Source organism: Mucilaginibacter sp. A5337 (assembly GCF_059690695.1).
The window spans coordinates 762,553-785,286 of the sequence record NZ_JCAWEC010000002.1 but is presented as its reverse complement, the minus strand read 5'-3'; the positions used below and the strand labels follow the sequence as shown (position 1 = coordinate 785,286).

Annotated in this window: 22 protein-coding genes and 1 tRNA gene; 14 read left to right on the top strand and 9 right to left on the bottom strand. The window is 43.5% G+C overall.

What is annotated here, in order from left to right; genetic code table 11:
* The first annotated feature begins 21 nt into the window (after positions 1 to 21).
* The 3 genes from AC59JO_RS08155 (at position 22) to AC59JO_RS08145 (ending at position 2,983) form a co-directional block, all read left to right on the top strand.
* Entirely contained in the window at positions 22 to 900 is an 879-nt protein-coding gene (locus AC59JO_RS08155) for a universal stress protein (RefSeq protein ID WP_497304597.1), read from the top strand.
* Positions 901 to 913: 13 nt separating this feature from the next.
* Positions 914 to 2,173 (top strand): glutamyl-tRNA reductase, encoded by a 1,260-nt coding sequence (gene hemA, locus AC59JO_RS08150; protein WP_497304595.1) that lies wholly within the window; start codon positions 914 to 916, stop codon positions 2,171 to 2,173.
* Positions 2,174 to 2,251: 78 nt separating this feature from the next.
* On the top strand, positions 2,252 to 2,983 hold the full coding sequence (locus tag AC59JO_RS08145; RefSeq protein WP_497304593.1) for an LOG family protein: 732 nt from the start codon (positions 2,252 to 2,254) through the stop codon (positions 2,981 to 2,983).
* A gap of 296 nt (positions 2,984 to 3,279) precedes the next feature.
* Here the strand turns inward: AC59JO_RS08145 and AC59JO_RS08140 are convergent, their stop codons facing one another.
* Positions 3,280 to 4,140: a universal stress protein gene (locus AC59JO_RS08140; protein WP_413667962.1), complete on the bottom strand. Its 861-nt coding sequence runs from the start codon at positions 4,138 to 4,140 to the stop codon at positions 3,280 to 3,282.
* 222 nt (positions 4,141 to 4,362) lie between these two features.
* Here AC59JO_RS08140 and AC59JO_RS08135 point away from each other — a divergent pair, with 222 nt between their 5' ends.
* From AC59JO_RS08135 to AC59JO_RS08120, 4 genes are all read left to right on the top strand, one after another.
* Positions 4,363 to 4,794, top strand: a complete 432-nt coding sequence (locus AC59JO_RS08135) for an Hsp20/alpha crystallin family protein (RefSeq protein ID WP_413667963.1) — start codon at positions 4,363 to 4,365, stop codon at positions 4,792 to 4,794.
* Between the two features lie 75 nt (positions 4,795 to 4,869).
* Complete coding sequence (locus AC59JO_RS08130; protein WP_497304590.1) at positions 4,870 to 5,448, top strand: HdeD family acid-resistance protein; 579 nt, start codon at positions 4,870 to 4,872, stop codon at positions 5,446 to 5,448.
* Positions 5,449 to 5,543: 95 nt separating this feature from the next.
* A complete protein-coding gene (locus AC59JO_RS08125; RefSeq protein WP_497304588.1) occupies positions 5,544 to 6,731 on the top strand; it encodes an acetate/propionate family kinase in 1,188 nt (395 codons plus the stop codon).
* Positions 6,732 to 6,749: 18 nt separating this feature from the next.
* Entirely contained in the window at positions 6,750 to 9,143 is a 2,394-nt protein-coding gene (locus AC59JO_RS08120; protein WP_497304586.1) for a phosphoketolase family protein, read from the top strand.
* A 534-nt stretch (positions 9,144 to 9,677) separates the two neighbouring features.
* Here the strand turns inward: AC59JO_RS08120 and AC59JO_RS08115 are convergent.
* Positions 9,678 to 9,962 (bottom strand): tyrosine-type recombinase/integrase, encoded by a 285-nt coding sequence (locus AC59JO_RS08115; protein ID WP_497305039.1) that lies wholly within the window; start codon positions 9,960 to 9,962, stop codon positions 9,678 to 9,680.
* Between the two features lie 162 nt (positions 9,963 to 10,124).
* Here AC59JO_RS08115 and AC59JO_RS08110 point away from each other — a divergent pair, with 162 nt between their 5' ends.
* Genes AC59JO_RS08110 through AC59JO_RS08080 form a run of 7 tightly spaced genes read left to right on the top strand, consistent with a single transcriptional unit; the run spans position 10,125 to position 17,081 of the window.
* Positions 10,125 to 10,487: a transmembrane 220 family protein gene (locus AC59JO_RS08110; RefSeq protein WP_413667969.1), complete on the top strand. Its 363-nt coding sequence runs from the start codon at positions 10,125 to 10,127 to the stop codon at positions 10,485 to 10,487.
* Positions 10,488 to 10,523: 36 nt separating this feature from the next.
* On the top strand, positions 10,524 to 11,396 hold the full coding sequence (locus AC59JO_RS08105; RefSeq protein ID WP_497304584.1) for an EboA domain-containing protein: 873 nt from the start codon (positions 10,524 to 10,526) through the stop codon (positions 11,394 to 11,396).
* A 9-nt stretch (positions 11,397 to 11,405) separates the two neighbouring features.
* Positions 11,406 to 12,392, top strand: coding sequence for a TatD family hydrolase (locus AC59JO_RS08100; protein WP_497304582.1), 987 nt, complete (start codon positions 11,406 to 11,408; stop codon positions 12,390 to 12,392).
* A 38-nt stretch (positions 12,393 to 12,430) separates the two neighbouring features.
* Positions 12,431 to 13,285: a UbiA-like protein EboC gene (gene eboC, locus AC59JO_RS08095; protein WP_413667972.1), complete on the top strand. Its 855-nt coding sequence runs from the start codon at positions 12,431 to 12,433 to the stop codon at positions 13,283 to 13,285.
* Positions 13,286 to 13,315: 30 nt separating this feature from the next.
* Positions 13,316 to 14,488 carry a 3-dehydroquinate synthase gene (locus AC59JO_RS08090; RefSeq protein ID WP_413667973.1) on the top strand — a complete coding sequence of 391 codons (1,173 nt, stop codon included), beginning with the start codon at positions 13,316 to 13,318 and terminating at the stop codon, positions 14,486 to 14,488.
* A gap of 17 nt (positions 14,489 to 14,505) precedes the next feature.
* Positions 14,506 to 15,732 carry a metabolite traffic protein EboE gene (gene eboE, locus AC59JO_RS08085; protein ID WP_497304579.1) on the top strand — a complete coding sequence of 409 codons (1,227 nt, stop codon included), beginning with the start codon at positions 14,506 to 14,508 and terminating at the stop codon, positions 15,730 to 15,732.
* Positions 15,729 to 17,081, top strand: coding sequence for an alkaline phosphatase family protein (locus AC59JO_RS08080; RefSeq protein ID WP_413667975.1), 1,353 nt, complete (start codon positions 15,729 to 15,731; stop codon positions 17,079 to 17,081). Before eboE ends, AC59JO_RS08080 begins: the two co-directional genes overlap by 4 nt.
* Before the next feature lie 410 nt (positions 17,082 to 17,491).
* On the opposite strand, the gene AC59JO_RS08075 is transcribed toward AC59JO_RS08080, so the two are convergent.
* From AC59JO_RS08075 to AC59JO_RS08045, 7 genes are all read right to left on the bottom strand, one after another.
* Entirely contained in the window at positions 17,492 to 18,703 is a 1,212-nt protein-coding gene (locus tag AC59JO_RS08075; protein WP_497304577.1) for a site-specific integrase, read from the bottom strand.
* Positions 18,704 to 18,947: 244 nt separating this feature from the next.
* Positions 18,948 to 19,037 (bottom strand) — tRNA-Ser (locus tag AC59JO_RS08070).
* Positions 19,038 to 19,135: 98 nt separating this feature from the next.
* Positions 19,136 to 20,116 carry a YihY/virulence factor BrkB family protein gene (locus AC59JO_RS08065; protein WP_413668180.1) on the bottom strand — a complete coding sequence of 327 codons (981 nt, stop codon included), beginning with the start codon at positions 20,114 to 20,116 and terminating at the stop codon, positions 19,136 to 19,138.
* Positions 20,117 to 20,127: 11 nt separating this feature from the next.
* Positions 20,128 to 20,535, bottom strand: coding sequence for an acyl-CoA thioesterase (locus AC59JO_RS08060; protein ID WP_413668179.1), 408 nt, complete (start codon positions 20,533 to 20,535; stop codon positions 20,128 to 20,130).
* Positions 20,535 to 21,587, bottom strand: a complete 1,053-nt coding sequence (mltG, locus tag AC59JO_RS08055) for an endolytic transglycosylase MltG (RefSeq protein ID WP_497304575.1) — start codon at positions 21,585 to 21,587, stop codon at positions 20,535 to 20,537. The genes AC59JO_RS08060 and mltG overlap by 1 nt, the downstream gene beginning before the upstream one ends.
* Positions 21,588 to 21,615: 28 nt before the next feature.
* Positions 21,616 to 21,924, bottom strand: a complete 309-nt coding sequence (locus AC59JO_RS08050) for a rhodanese-like domain-containing protein (RefSeq protein WP_413668177.1) — start codon at positions 21,922 to 21,924, stop codon at positions 21,616 to 21,618.
* Positions 21,902 to 22,696, bottom strand: coding sequence for a PASTA domain-containing protein (locus AC59JO_RS08045; protein WP_413668176.1), 795 nt, complete (start codon positions 22,694 to 22,696; stop codon positions 21,902 to 21,904). Before AC59JO_RS08045 ends, AC59JO_RS08050 begins: the two co-directional genes overlap by 23 nt.
* Positions 22,697 to 22,734: the final 38 nt, after the last annotated feature.

The window sequence follows — 22,734 nt, the reverse complement described above, 5'->3', positions numbered from 1 at the left end:
ATTATTAATAGTTGTTAAGTTATGAAAACGATCTTAGTACCAACCGATTTTTCAGCTCCTGCTCACAATGCGGCAAGCTATGCTTTAAACCTTGCAAAAAATATAAGGGCCGGGGTAACGTTGTGCCATGCTATTAAAGTGCCATCGGAAGCCCCCATGGCGGCGCAGGTTGCCTGGCCGCTGGAAGATTATGCCTCTTTGAAGGAAGATGCGGACCAGGAACTGAAGCACTTGTCGGTAACTTTACGACATGAAGTCCCTTTTGAGAAAATTGCCTCTGGTCGCGAATTTATCGGCACCCATAGCGCTACCGGTGAAGTAATGGATGTGATAAGAAACGCCGTTGAAGAACAAAAATGTGTAATGGTAGTAATGGGAATGTCGGGAGAAGGGGCTGTAAGCAGGTTTTTTTTAGGGAGTAATACCCAGGAGATCATTAATAAAGCAACATTCCCCGTACTGCTAATCCCGGCGGAGGCCCGTTTTCGTCCGATATTTAAAATAGCGTTTGCTACTGATTTGAGTAGGGGAGATATCGAACTGATTCATTCGGTAGCCAGCCTGGCTTACTATTTCAACGCCGAGTTGTTAATAGCCCATATTACCGACGACAAATTTGAAAAAGGTGATGATAAACGAAAAGTTGATGAATTTTTAAAAGAGGTTACCTGTAAAGCCAATTATCCCAAAATCTATTATAAGCACATAAAAAGTATAGATGTAATGCACGGGCTCGACTGGCTTAGCGAACACGGTGTAATTGATATGCTGGTTATGGTACACCGGAGGCTAAGCCCCCTCGGACAGCTTTTAGGTTTTAGTTACACTCAAAAGCTTTCACATCATATTGAAATACCCCTGCTAATGCTGCCTGAAGGCCTGCCTGCCGTACACTTTTAACTGAGCGAATATTTTGAAAACAATTAACAGCATGGCGGATATCCGTAATTTTTATGTCATTGGGATAAGTTACAAAAAAACAGACGCCGATAACAGGGGTAAATTTGCGATAAGCAGCGGGCAATATGAAGCTTTATTAAAAAGGGCAAATAGCTATGGTATCAATTCGGTATTTGTTCTGTCAACATGTAACCGTACCGAAATTTATGGGTTAACAGACAATGCAAACAAGCTTATTGATTTATTATGTGGTGTTGCCGTTGGCAAAAAGAATGAATTTACCGCTTATTGTTATGTGAAAGAGAACGTGAATGCAGTTAGGCATTTATTTAATGTTGCGGCAGGTTTAGACTCACAGATACTGGGTGATTATGAAATTGTAGGGCAGTTAAAACAAGCTGTTAAATTTGCCAAAGAACGTGCCTTTATCGATAGTTTTTTAGAGAAGCTTTACAACACCGCTTTGCAGGCATCGAAGCAGGTTAAAAATCAAACCGGCTTGAGTAAGGGAACTACATCCGTTTCTTTCGCAACCGCTCAACTCATAAAAAAACATAGCCTTTTTAATATTGATAGTAAAATATTGCTCGTGGGCGCCGGAAAAATGGCGCGGCTAACATGTAAGAATCTGACCGAATACCTGGGGAGGGTTAGTATTACTGTGGTTAACCGTTCTGTAGATAAGGCAAGCGAAATTGCAGGTGAAATGAATACTGATTACGCAGCCATTGACGATTTGAATAGCCTGATAAGATCTTCTGATATTATCATCGTGGCTACAGGGGCACCTTATCCCATTGTTTTAAAAGGAGACCTTGAATGCCCGGGTAAAAAACTGGTTATAGATTTGTCCATGCCCTATAATGTTGACCCGGAAGCAGCAAAATTGCCTCATATTGATTTAGTTAATATTGATGAGGTATCGCTGATTAATAGTAAAACGTTACAAAAAAGACAAGGGGACGTATGCGCCGCCCAAAAGATCAATGAATACTTTATTGACAAGTTTATGGAGTGGTGTGAAATTCGTAGAAGCCTTTTATTGGTAAATACTATTAAAGGAAAACTAACCTCCATTTGTATAAGTCAATCATTGCTTGCCCATGGTACAGGTAGCCCTATTGTTTTTGAAGAGCAACAAAGGATACAGCAAATTTTGAATGAAACAGCCACAAAAATGAAAAGCTCAAATCAAGCCGGCTGCCATTATCTTGAAGCTTTAAATGATTTTATGTCACCTCAGTTTTCGGTGCAAAAAACCGCTCTGATATGATATCTGTCAAATAAGTTATTGACTAAGATCATTTCAAAATTCTGTTTTAATCAACAGATTTGATTAAAACAACCTGTTATGGCTAACGGTATAAATAAATCAGAGATCGTATTCCTGGAAGGCCCCCACTCCAGGTTCAAGGAGTTGCGTTTTACTTTAGAAACCATGTGGGAATTTATAAAGGGTTTCCGTGCTTTGCATTTTATCGGCCCTTGTATTACCGTTTTCGGTTCTGCCAGGTTTAATGAAGACCACCCTTATTATGAACTTACCAGAAAAGCCGCGGCCGAATTTGCTAAACTTGGGTTTACTATAATGACCGGAGGGGGGCCGGGACTTATGGAAGCGGCCAATCGTGGCGCTAAGGATGTTGGCGGTAAATCGGTAGCTTGTAATATTCAGCTACCAGTGGAGCAGAAACCCAATCGTTACCTCGATAAGTGGGTTTATATGAAGCATTTTTTTATCAGGAAAGTATTGCTGGTCAAATATTCTTTTGCCTTTGTAGTAATGCCGGGCGGTTACGGTACCATGGACGAGTACTTTGAAGCGCTTACCCTGATTCAAACCCATAAAATAGAAAACTTTCCCGTTATTATTTTCGGCAAAGCTTATCACAGGGAGCTTGTGGAACATATCAACCTGATGAAGGCGAATGGAACCATTGGGCCCAACGACACGAAATTATACCTGATTACCGATGATATACAAGAAGCAGTTAGCCTGATAGCAGAGAAGAGCATCAAAGCTTTCGGTTTAAAACCCGCTAACCCCATAAAGCCAATGAAATGGCTGCTCGAGCACATTTAAATTATCTGCTGATATTTAACGGGATCAACAGGGACGATTTACCGGCTTAAACCGCAATATTGTTGAGCGTTATCTCGAATTAGTACAGAATACCATCAATATTGAAAGCCAAGTTGAGCCTGGTGCTATTTTTTTAATTAACTCTCTCACCACACAGTCAGTCGCCCATTGCCGAAAATTGTTTTTTCTGATATCTGCTTGTAATAAAGGCTTACAGCATTGGAAAGCCAGTTAAGTGTTCTAATGTTATAAGCCCTTATTAGTAAATAACAGATCATTAATAATGCCGGTACGCGTTATACAGTTGCAGGAAAAATGAATAATGGTAGTTTTAAATCTTCAAGAGCATCTTTAGTTGTGCTGTGCTCAAAATAGCGTCTGAAGAACGAATGCTGATGATGAACTACAGCAAGAATATCCGGTTTTACCTCAGCACAATGACGGTGCAGCCTGTCTGCAACATCATGACCTCCAAGGTTTCTGAACGAGATTTTATCATACCCAAATCTGGCTATGTGCTTTTGGAATGCCGCTTCCTTTTCAATCTGTTGCTGCTTGTCCTTAACCGGTTGATTTACGTGTACCACTTCGATGCTAAAATGAAAGGTTTTGCCAAGGTTTATTAAATAGTGCAGGGCCTGGATGTCGGGTTCATCAAAAGTTGTGGCGAATACTACATTTTTAATATCTGCTAAAGCACCATTGGCAGGTATAACAAGTACGGGTTTTTGAGCATGCCTTATTATTTTATTCGTTTCACTGCCAAAAAACAAATGGTCGATTGATGTACCTGATGGTGCGCCCATAGTTATAAATTCGATTTGGTTTTCATCAATTACCTGTTTGAGGTTGTCTTCCAGGTTTCCGTCACCACTCAAACCTTTGAGTGTTGGTTTACGATAGCTTTTATCAATGTCATCGGCAATGTATTGAAGGGTGTTTAGCTGGTGGTCAAGCTTTTTCTTTGTTTCAGTGGTAGCTAAAAAAAACTCTTCATCTACGTAAGGGCCGCCTGAGAAAGTAGAAGCTACAGCTATCGTTTCATAATTATGATACAACAGCATGTTGGCATGTAATTTACCCGCAAGCAACACAGCTGAGTTAGCCGCGTTTACTGAATTATCAGAAAAATCGGTAAGTGCAAGGATAGTTTTCATGATGACAAATTGGTTTAATGTTATTGAAATTGTTTATACAAATTTTTGCATAATAAGCCCCGCTGCAAATGATCGTGATCATCAGGAATACTGATATCGGACATCGATTATTCAGCCACTGCAACACTTTGATGTTGAATGTCATACCTTATTGTGACGGCCGTCATGTTACGTTAAATGGTTTGTTCCCAATTTTGGACTATAAACTTAATACATACCGCTATGTCAACATTAGTAAAATCAAACAACGCGCCTTCATTACGTTCAATGATGGAAGATTTTTGGAACAACGACAGTTTTTTCACGTTCCCTTTATTTAATCAGGAATTATTGCCCGCGGTAAACATTCGTGATACTAAGGATAATTATGAGCTTGAAGTTGCCGCTCCGGGTTTTAAAAAAGATGATTTTAATATCAGTACCGAAAATGGCTTGTTAAATATAAGTGCGGAAACCAGCGAGGAGCATAACGAAGAAAAGAAAAATTATACCCGTAAGGAGTTTTCTAATACTTCGTTTACCCGCACTTTTCGCTTGCCGGACAATGTGGACAACGAGCATATCAAAGCAAACTACAATCACGGATTACTGACTATTGATATCCGCAAAACAAAGCAGGACACAACGGAGAAAAAGAAAATCAATATTGACTGATCAAACCACGTTGCACCTGTGCCTGGTTGCACCGGTGCAACTTTTTCTTTGATCTAAAGCGAAAAAAATCAAGCGATGGAAGTAGTGGTTTATAAAAGTGCCAGAGTGCCCTCAAGATATTGGGTGTTGATGCTATTGTCAGGGATTTTACTTTCTGTACTTGGCATATGGGTCATTTTATCGCCGCTGCAGTCCTACCTATCGCTCAGCCTTACGTTTGCGATAGGTATAATAGTGACTGGTTTTTTTGAAGCTGCTGTATCCCTGATGAGCATCAGGCACATCGAGCGCTGGGGATGGCTTTTGGCAAGCGGACTTGTTGATATCGCTATCGGGAGCTACCTGTTTAGCTATCCTTCGATAACCATGATGCTGCTTCCGATCATTATTGGCTTTTGGCTGCTGGTTAGGGGTATAATGGGGATTGGAAGCGCTATCGACATGCGTGCCTACGGTATTTCAAGTTGGGGCTGGATCTTATTTAACAGCCTTGTTATTGTTTTTTTCTCGGTAGGGATACTGGCCTATCCTGCTTTTGGAATAGCAAATCTGATCATTTGGACCGGGCTGGCTTTTTTAGGGGCCGGAATATTCAGGATCCTTATTTCAATAAAGATAAAGGAAATAAGCCGGCGTATATCCGGCCATAGGTGACATTGTCATTAGTTTTCTTTCAATAATCAGTAGCCCGGTTTCATTTAACGAATATTGGGCGTTTAGTATTTGTTACAGTATTTAAATGTCTGAAAATGAACCCAGAAGTTCCAACCCCGGCAGCATTACTTGCAATTAATGCAGGTTCATCAAGTATCAAATTCTCTTTATTCCGCCTAAGTGATAATGTTCAGAAAATAGGAGACGGACGGATAGTCCGCATTGGCTTACCCGGAATGTCATTTGAACTTACAAGAAATCAGTTCTCCGAAATTGAACCACTCCCTAATGATGTTAGTGATTATGTATCGGCGATAAAATTCATTGTTGACTGGTTGGAATGCCAACCGTCATTCACCCAGGTTAAAGTTATAGTGCACAGGATGGTACATGGCATGGAGGATTGCTCACCCGCTATTGTTGATGACCGCATGTTATCCTCTTTAAAACGGGAGGCCGGTGATGATCCGGAGCATCTGCCAAACGAAATTAAGCTGATCGAAGCTTTCAGGTATCGTTATCCGCAATTGCCTCAATACGTTTGTTTCGATTCATATTTCCATCAGGATATGCCAGCCGTAGCCAAATTACTGCCATTGCCAAGGCGCTTTACACAATCTGGAATAAGGCGTTACGGTTTCCACGGCCTCTCGTATCAATATATCATGCAAAAGTTAAAGGCAGAGGGCAACGGGGAAGCCAAAATTATCATTGCGCACTTAGGTAATGGTTCGAGCCTGGCGGCGGTGAAGGACGGCAAAAGCGTGGATACCACCATGGGTTTTACCCCAGCTTCGGGGTTGCCAATGAGCACCCGGTCGGGAGATATTGACCCTGGCGTGGCCTGGCACATTATGAAGCATGAACGGCTTACTGCCGATCAATTTATCCACATGACCAACCATGAGTCGGGACTTTTGGGTGTCTCCGGAAGCAGCAGCGATATGCATGACCTGCTTTCGCGGGACGCAACGGATTATTTTGCAGTAGAAGCGGTAGATCTGTTCTGCTATTATGTTAAGAAATCTGTTGGAGCCTTCACTGCCGCTTTAGGTGGCATTGATACCTTGGTTTTCACAGGTGGAATAGGGGAAAATGCAGCAGTGATACGAAAAAAGGTATGCACGGGGCTTGAATTTTTAGGAATCGAGCTTGATTACGAAGCAAACCAAAAAAACGAAAATGTCATATCAGTAGCTGAAGCGGGGGTTAAAGTTTATGTAATGCCAACCGATGAAGAGCTAATGATGGCTGAGACGATTAGTGAATTAATGAACATTTAAATTTTTAAAAGTTAAGAAATGAAAATGATAACGGATATTACCCAAAACGAGAATGCACCGTTAACCGATGATTGTTTAACAAAATTGGATGCATATTGGCGTGCGGCAAATTATTTATCTGTTGGCCAGCTTTACTTGTGCGATAATCCGCTGCTGGATGAGCCTTTAAAGATAGAGCATATAAAAAAGATGCAATTGGGGCACTGGGGAACCACACCCGGTCAAAACTTTATATACACACACCTCAACAGGCTTATTAACAGGTACGACCTAAACATGCTTTATATTTCCGGTCCCGGGCACGGGGGGCCTGCTGTAGTTGCAGGCACCTACCTTGAGGGTACTTATAGTGAAATATATCCCGAAGTTAGCCAGGATAAGGCTGGGATGAGAAAACTATTCAAACAGTTTTCATTTCCCGGTGGTATCTCCAGCCACGCCTCGCCCCAAACACCGGGATCAATGCACGAAGGAGGAGAGCTGGGTTATTCGCTAAGTCACGCGTTTGGCGCGGTGCTTGATAACCCAGACTTGATAGTTGCGTGCGTCGTTGGCGACGGTGAGGCCGAAACCGGGCCGCTTGCAACTGCCTGGCACTCTAACAAATTTCTAAATCCGCTTACCGATGGTGCCGTATTGCCCATTTTGCATCTCAACGGCTATAAAATATCTAACCCAACCGTATTAGCCCGTTTACCTCACGATGAGCTGGAACAGCTATTTTATGGTTATGGTTATAGCCCGATATTTGTTGAAGGATCAGATCCTGAATTTATGCACCAGGCTATGGCGGCAGCCTTGGAGCAATCGATTCATTACCTTAAGCAAATTAAATATAATGCCGCCGAACACCCTGGAATGGAGAGGCCAAAATGGCCGATGGTTATTCTGCGGTCACCCAAAGGCTGGACAGGACCTAAAGTTGTTGACGGAAAACAAATAGAGGGTACGTTCCGCTCTCATCAAATCCCGCTTACAGTGTCACCAGCTTCCGAAAGCCATTTGCAAATGCTTGAGAGCTGGATGAAAAGCTATCGGCCTGAAGAATTATTTGATATCGACGGCAGCTTGAAAAAAGAGATAGCGGAGATAGCACCGAAAGGGAACCGCCGGATGGGGGCGAATTCTCATGCTAACGGCGGGCTATTATTGAAAGAACTCCGCCTTCCGGATTTCCAGCAATACACCGTAAATGTACCTGCCCCTGGTGTTGCGGGGGAGGGTGATGTACACGTATCCGGACGTTTTTTACGGGACGTTATATCCCTTAATCCCCAAAATTTTCGCGTTTTTGGTCCGGATGAAACGGTTTCGAATAAACTGGAAGCTGTTTTTGAAGTAACCAACAGGCAATGGAATGCCGATGTTGATTCAAATGATGAATACTTGGCTGCAACCGGAAGGGTAATGGAAATGTTGAGTGAACATCAATGCGAAGGCTGGCTGGAAGGATACCTGCTTACCGGCAGGCATGGCCTGTTCAACTGCTATGAAGCGTTTATTCATATTGTAGATTCGATGTTTAATCAGCATGCCAAATGGCTCAAAATGACCAGCGAGATCCCATGGCGAAGAAAGATAGCTTCATTAAATATACTGCTAACATCTACCGTTTGGCGGCAGGATCATAACGGTTTTACCCACCAGGACCCGGGTTTTATAGATCATGTGATCAACAAAAAATCAGAGATTGTGAGAGTTTATTTACCGCCCGATTCTAATTGCCTCTTATCTGTAATGGATCATTGCCTGCGGAGCAGTCATTATGTAAATGTTATGGTGGCTGGAAAACATCCTTCCCCACAATGGTTGAATATGAAAGATGCTGTAGATCATTGTACAAGAGGAATAGGGATTTGGGACTGGGCGAGTAATGATCAGGACTGTGATCCGGATGTAGTAATGGCGTGTTGCGGAGATATCCCTACACTGGAAACCCTTGCTGCGGTATCCATTCTAAGGGAACACCTGCCGGATTTAAAAATAAGGGTTGTAAATGTAGTTGACCTTTTGAAGCTCGAAAGGCAATCCGGGCATCCTCATGGCTTGAATGATCATGATTTTGACGCGCTATTTACTGCCAATAAGCCTGTGATTTTTGCTTTTCATGGATATCCATGGCTTATTCACCGGCTTACCTATAACCGCACCAATAATAATATTCACGTAAGGGGATACAAGGAAGAAGGTACAATTACCACCTCATTTGATATGACTGTTTTAAATGAAATGGACAGGTTTCATCTAACTATCGATGTTATAGATCGCGTGGCTACACTTGGCAGTAGGGGCACATATTTAAAACAGAAATTAATGGATAAGTTAGTTGAGCATAAACAATTTATCTGCGCTCATGGGGAAGATATGCCTGAGATAAGGAATTGGCAATGGAAAGTGGGAAGTAAATCATAAAAAACTACAAAATGTTTTCGCGAAGGTATTTTGCAGGAAAAATTACTTGATTCAGTACGGGTAATATGAAGGTGGGAGGAGCGCCGCTTGCTAATTTTGAGTCTGTTCAATCATTTTTCACTGGGCTATCCTGAAGCGCTGAAATCAGGCAGAATGGTAAGACGAAAGAAGCCGCAACGCTCCTTGAGTATACCCCAGGCTCAAGCCCGCTGAGTACACTTTGACCGATTTTCTTTTTTGACAGGAGCGGATGGCCATGCGGCTGCGGCAGGCGGCTGCATTACACCACGCGCTTCGCTCCAGGTTCCATTACGCTGCCAGCCTCGCCGCCGCTTATGCAGGAATGTATTCGTTCCTCATACACATCTGCCTTTCCCGCGCACGAACTGTCGGTTAGTCACAGCACCACAGTCACAAAGTTAGCTACGCATGAAAACAGTCAAGGCTATATAAACCGGCTATCGCCGGGCTTTGACAGTTTTCATGCTAACAGCTCCGGTTGTTTAAGCGGTGATATGACGGGGTGTGCGCAGATCAAAAGTCGAGAATTATCCGGTTCGCTGCTTCCTTTCTTGCCTTGTCTATAACACGGGTATACCGTTGCGTGGTTTTAAGGTGCCGGTGTCCTAAAAGTTTTGATATGCTATAAATATCTGTTCCGTGATCAAGCTGTAAAGTAGCATAGGTGTGCCGGAGACAATTGAAGGTTAGATGCTTATTTATACCGGCTTCTTTGGGCCAGGCTTTTAAAAGGGCCCTGGTGTAATTATAGTTGACCTTAGAAAAGACAAATGTACAAGGATCGCCTCGTTCACCCAGTAGATCGAATGCTTTGTTCGGAATGTAGACATATCAGCTCCCGATAAGCAATTATATACTGAAGGGTTCGGAATGTAAAGGACATATTGGTGAAAATATATATTGCGTTATGCGCACCACATTGCGATACATTTATTAATTTGTCAGCCCCAGTTGCCCATTATGATTATTATAATAAACGTTATTTTTTGCCTTTCTTTTTTGGTCTTCGCTTATCTTAACCTGAATGATATCGACCCCTGGCTTTGGGTGCCAATATACCTTAGCGCGGCAATTTGCTGCGGACTGGTAGTATTCCATCTGGTATACCCGCGGGTATATTTGTACCTAATTGCAATCTACCTAATTCATGCTACCACTATTTATTTTTCCAAAGATGGTGTACATGACTGGATCACGAAGTACAACAGGCCAAGCCTGGTGGAAACTATGCAGGCCGAAAAACCATATATTGAAAAAACAAGGGAGTTCTTCGGACTTTTGATTATTGCCGGCGCATTGCTGATCAATTATTTAGCGGCCTGAACAACTTGGATCAATTATTCTTAATTAATTGAATATATGTTCACTTATGAAATTGAAAAATTCAAACCCTTGCTTACTGAACTCATAGTAAGGAACATAAACGCGGAGGATGCAAACTGGCTGTTGGCACAAGGTGTCAATAGTGTATCGGCAACAGCATTTAACAGCGCCTTTGCTGCTTTACCACGCAGGACCGGAAAGAAGCCGGTTAATGCCAGTACTGAAATTGAAATTGGTTTATCGGCTATACGTAAAGGTTTCTCTACCATAGGATGGTCCGTTGATCGGCTATCACGTGTTTGGTTGTTATTAACAATTGACCCTTCAGAACAGGGGCGTTATTTACGAACAATTGAGAACCTGTATTTGGCTGCTGAAATGAACGAGTTGGTCGCCTTATATTCGGCCTTACCCTTGCTTGCCTACCCGGAGGCATGGGTAAACAGATGTACGGAAGGTAACCGTAGTAATTTAGGCGTGGTTCTCGAAGCGATCATGTATAATAACCCTTATCCTTCGGAAAATTTGCCCGAGTCCGCGTGGAATCAATTGGTACTGAAGGCTTTATTTACTGAAAAACGGCTGGAGTTGATCACAGGGATAGACGAACGTGCCAATGCCGCGCTTGCCCATGCACTGATCGATTACACCCTTGAGCGCCTGGCCGCAGGCCGCAATACCGATCCAATGTTGTGGCGCTTGATTGGCCGTTTTATTGATGATGGTATCCTGCACGATATCAGGGGCATGTTACCCCGTTTAGGTTTACCTGAAAAAGGGGCTGTGGCACTGGCGATCCGCGAAAGCGGGTTCCTGCCTGCCAAGGAATTGCTGGAAACCGCTCCATTACAAGCAATAGCCGGAAAGAAAACGAGTTGGAACAAATTTATCAACGATACAAAAAAATAAATTTAGGATATGTGTTGCAGTCATTTTGAGAACAGAGAGCAAGTAAGCGGCGAAAAGGCCGCATCTTTTGATTTGGCGTCGGTAAAAGGCATGCGTTTCTTTGACCCGCATGTGCATATGACCTCGCGTACTACTGATGATTATCAGGCTATGGCAGACGCTGGTGTGGTGGGATTGATCGAACCAGCCTTTTGGCTTGGACAGCCCCGAACTGGTATCGACAGCTTCCGGGATTACTACAGCAGCCTGATCGGCTGGGAAAGGTTTCGCTCATCACAATTTGGGATCAAGCATTACTGTACTATAGGGCTTAATTCAAGAGAGGCGAATAATGAAAGCCTTGCCGAACAGGTAATGGAGATTCTTCCGCTGTTTGTTTATAAAGAAGGTGTGGTCGGGATCGGCGAAATAGGTTTTGATGATCAGACAGCCGCTGAGGAAAAATACTATCGCCTGCAACTGGAATTGGCCAAAGAAGCCGGCCTCCCGGTACAGGTTCATACGCCGCACCGCGACAAAAAAAATGGCACGCGCCGCAGCATGGATATCGCGATAGAACATGGCATTGATCCGTCAAAAGTTATTATAGATCATAACAACGAAGAAACCGTTAAAGAGGTTCTTGATCGGGGATTCTGGGCCGCGTTTACCATTTATCCCTTTACCAAAATGGGGAATGAGCGTATGGTTGAGATAGCCCGGGAATACGGCGCTGACCGCATTATGGTCAACTCGGCTGCCGATTGGGGAATCAGCGACCCTTTGGCGGTACCCAAAACTGCCGCGCTGATGAAATTGCGCGGCATCAGCGAAGAAGCTATCCAACTGATCACCTACGGCAACGCTATTGCCGCCTTTGCACAAAGCGACCAGATCGATGAGGCGGATTTCACATCGGTCCTCAGTGTAGATCAGAGCGCGAAATTTGAAGGCAACAGTATATTGCGTGGTGGCCAGCAGCCCAGGATCGATAAATCATCTATTATTATCAGCTAACATTGGGCTACAGTAAACCATATCTTTATCTGCAGCTTATGAGGCCGGCCAATATTGTTACCTCTGTAGCTGATATTCTGGCAGGTATCGCCATTGTAAGCGTTCCGGTCAGCTCAATAAGAGCATTCTCGCCGGTAATACTGTTACTTTGCCTGTCAACAGCCTGTCTTTACGGGGGAGGTATTGTCTTCAATGACGTTTTCGATGTGGAGCTGGATAAGATCGAACGGCCAGAGCGTGCGATCCCATCGGGCAAGGTAAGCTTAAAGGAAGCCTTCATACTTGGCACGATACTGCTATGCGCAGGCGTCTTATCAGCCCTTTTCGTTTCGGTTGTATCAGGTATGATCGCAGCAGCTATCGCACTTTGTGCTTTACTTTACGATAAGTTTGGTAAACACCACCCATTTTTCGGACCGCTTAATATGGGTATGTGCAGGGGATTGAACCTGTTGCTGGGTATCAGTATAATTCCGATAGCGCTCATTAACTGGTTTTTGCTGGCCTTGGTGCCGGTGGCCTATATATTTTCCATCACACTCACCAGCCGCGGTGAAGTACATGGCGGCAGTAAAATCAGCCTATATACAGCGGCAACTTTGTATGCAGGGGTCATTGGCTTCATCAGTTATTTTTCCTATGCAAATAACCGTTTGCTATGGTCGCTTTTGTTCCTCATTCCCTTCACCTGGATGATATTCCGCCCGTTGCTTAAAGCGATCAGGGAGCCTATCGGTAAAAATATTGGTAAAGCCGTCAAGGCCGGGGTAATCTCCTTAATATTGATGGACGCCTCCTGGTCTGCCACATTCGGCTCGCTTACCTTCGCCGTGCTGATCGCTTGCCTGTTACCGCTCTCAATCTGGTTTTCAAAAACCTTCGCGGTTACTTAATAATTTTAATTAAAACAGACCTTCCCCCGCATGGAACATTTACAACAAAACTTCAGCGTCAAATATAGTTACAACGTTTTTTTTACTTCAAGCTTATTCAAAGCCAACAACCCGCTATTGAACCGGTTTTTAACAAACGCTGCCACCTCAGGAGCGTTAAAGAAGATTCTTTTCGTGGTTGACCAGGGAGTTGCGGACGCCCATGAGCATTTATGCTCGGAGATCAATGCCTATTTTCGGGTTCATACCGCCGTTGAGCTGGTACCTGAGATATTGATCATCCCCGGCGGCGAACAGGTGAAGAATGATGAGCGCTATTTTGAGCTGATCCTTGAAGCGGTCAATAATTACAGTATTGACAGACACTCCTACATAGCCGCTTTGGGCGGAGGTGCCCTTTTAGATATGGCAGGGTACGCAGCAGCTGTAGCGCACCGCGGTGTGAAACTTATCCGGATACCAACAACCGTACTTTCACAGAACGACTCAGGTATCGGCGTTAAAAATAGTATCAATTATTTTGGAAAGAAGAATTTCCTGGGCACTTTCGCGCCGCCTGCAGCTGTATTTAACGATGATCGTTTTTTGACCACGCTTTCCGAACGTGACTGGCGCTCCGGCATATCCGAGGCGATTAAAGTCGCGCTGATCAAAGATCAAATGTTTTTTGACTGGATAGAGGAGAATGCTCCTGCCCTTGTAAGCCGGGATGCGGCAGCTATGAACTACCTCATTTGGCGTTGTGCACAGCTGCACATGGAACATATTGCCGGTGCCGATCCCTTTGAAAGCGGTTCTTCACGCCCTTTAGACTTTGGGCATTGGAGCGCACACAAACTGGAGTACCTCAGCAATTTTGACATCCGGCATGGTGAGGCAGTCGCCATGGGCATTGCCCTTGACACAGTCTATTCCTTCCTTGCAGGCCGTTTAACAGCTTTGGAAAGTGAACGTGTAGTAAACCTGATCCAAAACCTGGGTTTTGATATCAGCCATGAACTTTTAAGGTTCAGCGGAGAGAACGATCCTTTACTAATGGGACTGGAAGAGTTTCGCGAGCATCTGGGCGGAGAGCTCACGATCACGCTGCTGGACGGGGTCGGCAAAGGTACAGAGGTTCATGAAATTGATACGCGGCTACTGAAACAGGCAAGCCTCGCGCTGTACAACAGGCAACGCGAACTTCAGCAATCAAAATTTTAATCAAAACAACTGCTGTCATGAAAATTAATACCGCGTACCTTACCTATTGTACGAATATCCATCCCGGGGAAACCTGGCCGGAAACATTTCAGGCGTTAAAAAAACATTTCCCGGAAATCAGGGCCTCCGTAGCCGGAGACGAGCCAATGGGTATTGGCCTGCGCCTTTCGAATTTAGCAAGCTTAGGGCTGCTGGCCAACGAATATAAATTAACAGAATTCGGCCGATGGCTTTCTGATAATCATGCATATGTTTTTACAATGAATGGCTTCCCCTACGGCGGATTCCACGATACCATTGTGAAGGACCAGGTACATGCGCCGGACTGGACAAGTCCCGACCGCTTGGAATACACCTTAAGGTTGTTTGATATATTGTCCAAATTACTGCCGGATGGCTTGCAGGGGGGCATATCAACATCACCTTTAAGCTATAAGCCATGGCATACCGCCGGCGAAGCCAGGAATACAGCGAAGGCTATCGCCACAAAAAATATTTTAGCGGTTGCTGAAGCCCTTTTCAAAAAACACCGCTCGACCGGAATACTCATGCACCTGGATATTGAACCCGAGCCAGACGGGTTCCTGGAATCGGGCCCGGAATTTATCGATTGGTTTGAGAAAGATCTTCTGCCGCAAGGTATTTTATCGCTGAGGGAAAAGTTTAACCTATCCCCAGCCGATGCCGAAGCAGCTATCAAACGTCATATTAACCTGTGTTATGATGTTTGCCATTTTGCAATAGGTTATGAAGAGCATGAGCGCGTTATCGACGAGTTACTGGCTAAGGAAATCCGGGTTGGCAAGATACAGATCAGTGCTGCCTTAAAGGCATTCCTTCCCGAGAAAATGACATTGATGGAGGAAGTGACCAACGCGCTTGCCAGGTTTAATGAGCCTACCTACCTGCACCAGGTGATCGCCAAAACAGGAAATGGTAATTTGATCCGCTATCCTGATTTGCCGGAAGCTCTGGCAGATAGCCGGAACAATGCGGTGAGGGAATGGCGGTCACATTTCCATGTACCTATTTTTGTGGAAGATATGGGACCCGTGCAATCCACGCAAGCCGATATTGTCAGGGTGCTCAATAAATTCAAGAATATGCCTTTCACCCAACACCTGGAGGTGGAAACGTATACCTGGACCGTGTTACCTGAAGAACTGAAAGCCCCATTATCACAATCGATCATCCGGGAGTTGAATTGGGTCAAGGAACAACTTTGTAAAGGAGAGAAAATATGAATAAAACGGTAGTCATCGACGTGGTGGGGTTATCTTCCTCTCTGATCGGCAAGCATACGCCATTCCTTGAAACGTATATTAACGAAAGGCATCTGGCGCATATTAAACCGGTGTTGCCTGCTGTCACAACATCCATGCAGTCGGCCTATCTCACCGGTAAATTTCCGGCCGGGAACGGTATTGTTGGTAACGGTTGGTACGACCGTATTGATTGTGAAGTGAAATTCTGGAAGCAATCAAACAAACTTGTGGATGGGCAGAAAATATGGGAAAAAGCCAAAAGTGAAGATCCATCGTTTACCAGTTCGGTAATGTTTTGGTGGTATAATATGTATTCCTCCGCGGATTACTCTGTGACCCCAAGGCCTAATTACCTTGCAGATGGGCGAAAAATGCCGGATTGTTATTCGGAGCCGGCCGACCTGCGCGACCATCTTCAGGCCAAGCTCGGCCAGTTTCCACTTTTTCAATTTTGGGGGCCTGGTGCAAATATCAAGTCAACCCGTTGGATAGCGGACGCGGCCATGGAAACTGATAGATTGCATAACCCGACACTTACACTGATATATCTGCCGCATCTGGATTATTGCCTGCAAAAATCCGGTCCGGATTTGGAGCTTATTGCCAATGATCTCAGGGAAATTGACAAAGTGATCGAGGATCTGGTGCGTTTTTACCAGCAAAAAGGTGCGAAGGTGATCATTCTTTCTGAATATGGTATATCTCCGGTGGATCGCCCGGTACATTTGAACCGGGTATTGAGGCAAAACGACCTGTTAGGCATCAGGATCGAGCGGGGGCTCGAATTGCTGGACCCGGGAGCTTCAAAAGCTTTCGCGGTAGCCGACCACCAACTGGCACACGTGTACATCAACGATGAAAGTATAAAGGAAAAAGTCAAAGCGCTGCTTGAAGCTGTTCCGGGTGTTGAACGGGTCCTTAACCGTGAAGAGCAGGCGGAATATCACATCAACCATCCAAGGGCTGGCGACCTCGTCCTGATCGCTGATGAAAAAAGCTGGTTCACTTATTATTTTTGGCTGGATGACGCGCTTGCTCCTGATTATGCACGTGTAGTTGATATTCATAAAAAGCCTGGTTATGACCCTGTTGAGATGTTTATGAGCTCGAAACTGCGTGCCGGCTATAAATTGCTGCGCAAAAAAGCCGGATTCAGGTATGTAATGGATGTGATTCCGCTCGACGCCAACTTGATCAAGGGTTCACATGGCCGTGTGGATGTGGCGCGGTGTTACCAGCCGGTTATCATCACCGAAAAAACTTTAGATAAACGGGAGATCATCGCTACCGATGTTCACGATATCATATGGAGTCATCTTAAATGGTGAATATTTGATTAAGCATTACTGTGGGTTGATCAGGAAGGTGGCTAATCCCGAACGTTGATTGAGAACACTACGTGACATCCAATTCAAATCTTAGACAAAACTAAACCTATCAACAAGCCATTGTAAATAGTAATATTCTAATAACCGGAGGCACACAACTGACAGTAATTGATTATAATTCAACAATTAGATAAAAGCTTTATTATGACACTTACCGCTTTCTTAGATGCCGCAGTTTGATGCTTTAAAGCCGTTAGTTTGCCTGTTTCACAGCTTCAGTTGATGCCAGACATTACTGCATTCTGCCTTGGGCGGTATAAGAAAGTTGGTCACAATGCATTCCTGAAAACTATAATAGATTGTCAACATAGAGCCATATATAGCTCTATGTTGATCAAATAGATAACCTATTAATAAAGCTGTCTCAGCTTAGACATGTCTTGCGCTACTTTCATATCAAGGATTTTCGCGTAATGTTGGGTTGTTTTGATGTTCGTATGACCGAGCATCTTAGATACACTTTCGATAGAAACGCCATTTGCAAGTGTTACGGTCGTTGCAAAAGTATGGCGGGCTATGTGGTAAGTCAGTTCTTTATTGATGCTACAGGCATCAGCTATTTCCTTCAAATAGCTATTCATCTTTTGATTGCTCAATACAGGAAGCAATAAACCATCATTTACGCATTGTGGATGCTCTTTGTATTTTGCCATTAGCTCCATCGCCTGTGGAAGTAAAGGAATTCGGGAAGAAGTATCTGTTTTCTGACGACTTGTGTAAACCCATTTTTGCCCGTCGATTCCGGTTACGATCTCCGTACGTTTTAACTTCTTTACATCTGCATAAGCCAAACCTGTGTAGCAGCTGAAAAGAAAAATATCCCTCACCTGTGATACCCGGTCGCTGACAAGTTTTTTATTTGCTATCACCTCCAGTTCTTCCGCGTTTAAGAAGTCTCGTTTAACCTCTTTAACTTTGGGTTTATATTTGACAAAAGGATCTTTATCAAGCCACCCGTTTGCTATACAAATGAGTATTATCTTTTTAAAGTTCTTCAAATATTTGACCGTTGAATTATTGTTACAGCTTCTTTCTGAACGCAGGTAAAAATCATAGGCCATGATAAACTCGTGATCAATTGCCCGGATATCAATATCAGATGAATTAAATTTCCATTGCAGAAACGCCTGTGTATGTTTGAGGCTTGTTTCGTACCGATCAAGCGTCCCCTTTGCATATTCTTTGCCAATAAGCACAGCAACCTGACGGTTATGTTCCTGGAATATCGGCACCAGCATTTTTCCGGGCGAGGGTTTTCCGCCGAGAAGTCTGTCTTTTAAGTTTGGAGAAGTGATCTGTAACTTACGTTCTATCATATCCCGGTGAACATCATACACCTGGTGTTCTAATGTTTTCAGGTAGGCATTGACGCTTTTTGTATCCTCATTGTTCCCGGTTAACTTTTGGCCGTTTGTACTCCATTTGTCGGGATTGACATAGCGTTTAGAGGAGATTTCGATACGCACACCATCAATAGTGATACGCAGGTAAACAGGGGCGAGGCCTTCGGCATTTGTTTTTGATCTCTTTACGTAAAAGAGGAGGTTAAAAGATTTGTTCATCGCTGAAGCTTTAAGTGAATAAAATTAGTTACATATCCTTCTGTAATCAAGATGTTTAAATACTAAACCAGCTCAATAACAGTAACTTATAAGCATTCCGGTGACCTGCAAAAGTACCTTGAAAAAGGTCACCGGCAGGTCACTGGAGCAAAGCGATTCATTGGTTTATTTTGGTGTGGGCTAAAAACAGAAAGCGCCGTAAATGATTTATTTACAGCGCTTTTGATCCTAATTGAATAATACTTGGCGGAGAGTTAGGGATTCGAACCCCAGGAACCTTTCACAGTTCAACAGTTTTCAAGACTGCCGCAATCGACCACTCTGCCAACTCTCCGGCGACAAAAGTACAAATCTGAACCGAATTGCCAAATTTGAATTGTACTTTTTTTAATTTAGTTAAATAATCTATATAAATCACTGATTAACAAAAAGTTAATTTTTAGATTGATCGGTTTTTTTTGCCCGAAAAGTATTGAATCTGGGTTTTACGATTCGGATTGTGCGCTTGGAAAGTTCTACGGATGCATTTAATTCAAACCCGATGATCAAAATTAATGAGTTTATATACATCCAGATCATCACAACAATGAGCGTACCGATAGACCCGTAAACTTTGTTATACGATGAAAAATTGTTGATGTAGTAAGAGAACCCCAGCGAGGTTAAAACTGCCAGCGCTGTAGCCAGTATGGATCCGGGATTTACAAAATTCCATTTCTTTTTATGCGCGGGGGCGTAACGGTAAAGGCAACCGATAGTTACAAAAATAATCACGACAATAATCACCCATCTGAACAACATTACGGGGTAAACCCAAAAGTGATTTGTGGATGCTACATGCGATTGGATAAAATGGATGATAGATTGCCCCAGGATAAGTATGGCAATTGCCAGCAGTAACGCAAAGCTTATGGCTACTGTAATCCCCGTGGCCACCAGGCGGCGTTTAAGCCAGCTCCGTTTATCTTCAATTAATGAAGATTTATTAAAAGCTTTCATCAGGTTGATAACCCCGTTGGTTGCAAAATATAAAGTTGACAGGAAACCAAATGAAAGCAATTTGCCATTTTGGTTGCTTACGATATCAAAAAGAGTTTCCCTGAAGGCCATATAGGCGTTTGTAGGCATTACAGAGGCCAGCACCATCATCAGGTTACCCCTGAAATGTTTAATGGGTACGTAAGGGATAAGCGTAAACAAGAAGATGGTAGCCGGAAAAATGGCCAGCATAAAGCTGTAGGCTAAAGCATAAGCACGGTTAATAAGGGAGTTGTTGGTGATCTCCTTAACAAAAAAATCAATAACGGTATATAGCGGCAACGGCCTGAAACCCGGAATGATAACAGACTTTGTCCACTCAATGATGTACCTGTAAAACGTAAACCGTAATAAAAAGCGGTGCAGCCATTTCATTTACACCAAATCTACTTAAAAAAGGGCATTAATCTATCAGTAAAATCCTGTGGTGGCAGGCATGGGCGGTTGGCCTTCATGTTGATAAAAACCAATAGTGTTTCGCCGGTATTAATAAGTTCACCTTTGGGGTTTGTAAGCTCATATTTGAAATGGATGCGGATACCGGGCAGTTTATCCATGATTACCCTAATGCTGATCTCCTCGTCATACAAAGCCGGTTTAAGGTACTTACATTTAAGTTCAAGAACAGGCATCATAATACCTGATTCTTCCATGCCTTTATACGTAAGGCCAAGACTACGGAGCATCTCAACACGGCCAACTTCATAAAACTCGGCATAGTTGCCGTAGTACATATAACCCATTTGGTCGGTTTCGCCGTAGCGCACCCTTATTTTGGTAGTGTGCTCAAACATTACCTGCGGATGTTACGCTCGTTAAGGGCTTGCTGAAATTTATGTGCATTCACCAAATGGTCGGCCACATTGGTTGCAAATGCATGATAGCCCGAAAAATCGGCTTTGGCACACATGTATATGTAATCGCTTTTTTGATAGTTCAATACTGCTTTTACAGCGTTAACAGATGGCATCATGATAGGGCCCGGAGGCAAACCAGTATGCAGGTAAGTATTGTATGGTGAATTATATGAAAGGTAACGGGTAAGCACGCGTTTAATGGTGAAATCATTCAGCGCGAAGATCACAGTAGGGTCAGCTTCCAGTTTCATGCCTTTTTTAAGGCGATTCAGGTATAAGCCTGCAACTGCCGGCATTTCATCGTCATGCAGCGCTTCTGCATCCACTATGGATGCCAGGATGGATACTTCCTGCGGAGTCAGATTAATAGCAGCCGCCAGTTGTTTACGTTCTGGTGTCCAAAAGGCTTCATAATGATCATACATCCTTTTAAAGAACTTTTCCGGGCTCGTATTCCAATACATCTGGTACGAGTCGGGCATGATCACAGTATAAACATTATCAGTAGTAAAACCGTACTTGCCTACAAAGCTTGCCGAATCAAGCAGCCTGATGATGGCCATTGAATCAGGTTCGATTTTTTTTGAGATAAACCCTGCAAATTGTTCTTTTAGCCTTAAGCCGTGAAATTCAACCTTAACAGGTTCCTGTGTTCCTGAGGCCAGCATATTGATAAGCTTACGGTTACCTAATCCTTGGTGAAGGCGATATTTACCCGGTTTAACACGGGTGGTATAATTCATGTTACGGGCTGCCCACGCAAACGAAGCAGTATCCTTAACAATGCCCTCATCCTGAATGGTTTTAAAAACATCGCTGAAAGTAGCACCTGTGTGGATGTATAAATACTCCTGCTTGTCGGTAACGTTAGGGCCAAAGTATTTAAGATAATAATTAAACCCTGTAAAACCCAAAAGTACTACGATAACGACTACAAGCGCTATGATAAATTTCTTGAATATGCCTGATCCTTGTTTTCCCGCGGTCATGATATTGAATAGATGATATTTGTTGTATTTATTTTAATTTTTGAACAGCTATTAGTCCGCCGCTTAAATTCCTCACGTTGGTATAGCCGTGTTCTTCTAATATAGCTCGTGCGGTTTCGCTTCTTAAACCAACCTTGCAGATAACGATTATCTCATCGGTTTTGTTGTAGCGTAAACTGTTAAGTGCACTCTCCAGATTCGACAGCGGGATATTATCACCTCCTATATTATAGGTGTGGTACTCAATAACCTCGCGCACGTCTACCAGGTTCAGGTTTTCGCCTTTCCCTAAACGCTCAAGCAATTCAGTAGCTTTAATTTGCCGGTGGGACTGCATCTGTTTTGGTACCTTGTGAAACAGTAAGGTTAATACGCGTACCAATACTTGTTTTGCTTAACGAGTCGGTTTTCATTGGATATTGCGAAACTACAACTACGTTGGTCGAATCAGTAATAGTCCCCTGGTAAGTTATAATACCTACAGTTAAACCGGCACCTTTTATTGCAAAACGGGCGGCATCAAGATCAAGGTTTACCAGTTCAGGGATTTCCACTTCGCTCGCACCCTCGCCATCGCCCAAAACCAAATCTATTTTCGATCCCTTAGGGAGCTTGGTTCCCGGTTTTATGATCTGGCCGCCAAAACGCACTTCGAGGATCCTGTCGCGGGCGATATCCGAACGATAGGTGGTGTCACCCACTTTTAAACCGTAATTTGATATGGTAGCGATAGCTTCGCGGTAATTACTTTGTTCAAGATCGGGCAGGCTCACGGGCGGTGCCTGAAGCGTTACCATGGTGAGGTAAATTACCCGGTTTTCTTTAACGTTGGTTCCCGGATCTGGATCTTGTTCAACAATAGTGCCGGGGGGCACATCCTGCACGTAAACGGAATCTATCTTATAGCCAAAGCCCTGTTCTTTTAAAATATCCATAGCCTTATCAATAGTGAGGCCTTTAAGCTTTGGTACCGGTATGCCCGATCCATGGCGGGTGTAATAACCAAGACTGAAAAATGCTATTAAAACAACGGCTATTACGGTTACAATAGCCATCAATAAGTTATTCCGGAATGATTTTGATTTTAAGTAAGCCCCAAATTTGCTCATCAGTATATATAAGGATAAACCTTTTAATTAAGTATCAA

Coding starts and splice junctions, on each gene's coding strand:
- AC59JO_RS08125 (WP_497304588.1), top strand. CDS start 5,544: ATGAACCCAGAAGTTCCAACCCCGGCAGCATTACTTGCAATTAATGCA.
- AC59JO_RS08075 (WP_497304577.1), bottom strand. CDS start 18,703: ATGAACAAATCTTTTAACCTCCTCTTTTACGTAAAGAGATCAAAAACA.
- AC59JO_RS08090 (WP_413667973.1), top strand. CDS start 13,316: ATGGAACATTTACAACAAAACTTCAGCGTCAAATATAGTTACAACGTT.
- AC59JO_RS08100 (WP_497304582.1), top strand. CDS start 11,406: ATGTGTTGCAGTCATTTTGAGAACAGAGAGCAAGTAAGCGGCGAAAAG.
- AC59JO_RS08080 (WP_413667975.1), top strand. CDS start 15,729: ATGAATAAAACGGTAGTCATCGACGTGGTGGGGTTATCTTCCTCTCTG.
- AC59JO_RS08060 (WP_413668179.1), bottom strand. CDS start 20,535: ATGTTTGAGCACACTACCAAAATAAGGGTGCGCTACGGCGAAACCGAC.
- AC59JO_RS08140 (WP_413667962.1), bottom strand. CDS start 4,140: ATGAAAACTATCCTTGCACTTACCGATTTTTCTGATAATTCAGTAAAC.
- AC59JO_RS08045 (WP_413668176.1), bottom strand. CDS start 22,696: ATGAGCAAATTTGGGGCTTACTTAAAATCAAAATCATTCCGGAATAAC.
- eboE (WP_497304579.1), top strand. CDS start 14,506: ATGAAAATTAATACCGCGTACCTTACCTATTGTACGAATATCCATCCC.
- AC59JO_RS08050 (WP_413668177.1), bottom strand. CDS start 21,924: ATGCAGTCCCACCGGCAAATTAAAGCTACTGAATTGCTTGAGCGTTTA.
- AC59JO_RS08155 (WP_497304597.1), top strand. CDS start 22: ATGAAAACGATCTTAGTACCAACCGATTTTTCAGCTCCTGCTCACAAT.
- eboC (WP_413667972.1), top strand. CDS start 12,431: ATGAGGCCGGCCAATATTGTTACCTCTGTAGCTGATATTCTGGCAGGT.
- AC59JO_RS08105 (WP_497304584.1), top strand. CDS start 10,524: ATGTTCACTTATGAAATTGAAAAATTCAAACCCTTGCTTACTGAACTC.
- AC59JO_RS08145 (WP_497304593.1), top strand. CDS start 2,252: ATGGCTAACGGTATAAATAAATCAGAGATCGTATTCCTGGAAGGCCCC.
- AC59JO_RS08130 (WP_497304590.1), top strand. CDS start 4,870: ATGGAAGTAGTGGTTTATAAAAGTGCCAGAGTGCCCTCAAGATATTGG.
- AC59JO_RS08135 (WP_413667963.1), top strand. CDS start 4,363: ATGTCAACATTAGTAAAATCAAACAACGCGCCTTCATTACGTTCAATG.
- AC59JO_RS08065 (WP_413668180.1), bottom strand. CDS start 20,116: ATGAAATGGCTGCACCGCTTTTTATTACGGTTTACGTTTTACAGGTAC.
- AC59JO_RS08110 (WP_413667969.1), top strand. CDS start 10,125: ATGATTATTATAATAAACGTTATTTTTTGCCTTTCTTTTTTGGTCTTC.
- mltG (WP_497304575.1), bottom strand. CDS start 21,587: ATGACCGCGGGAAAACAAGGATCAGGCATATTCAAGAAATTTATCATA.
- AC59JO_RS08120 (WP_497304586.1), top strand. CDS start 6,750: ATGAAAATGATAACGGATATTACCCAAAACGAGAATGCACCGTTAACC.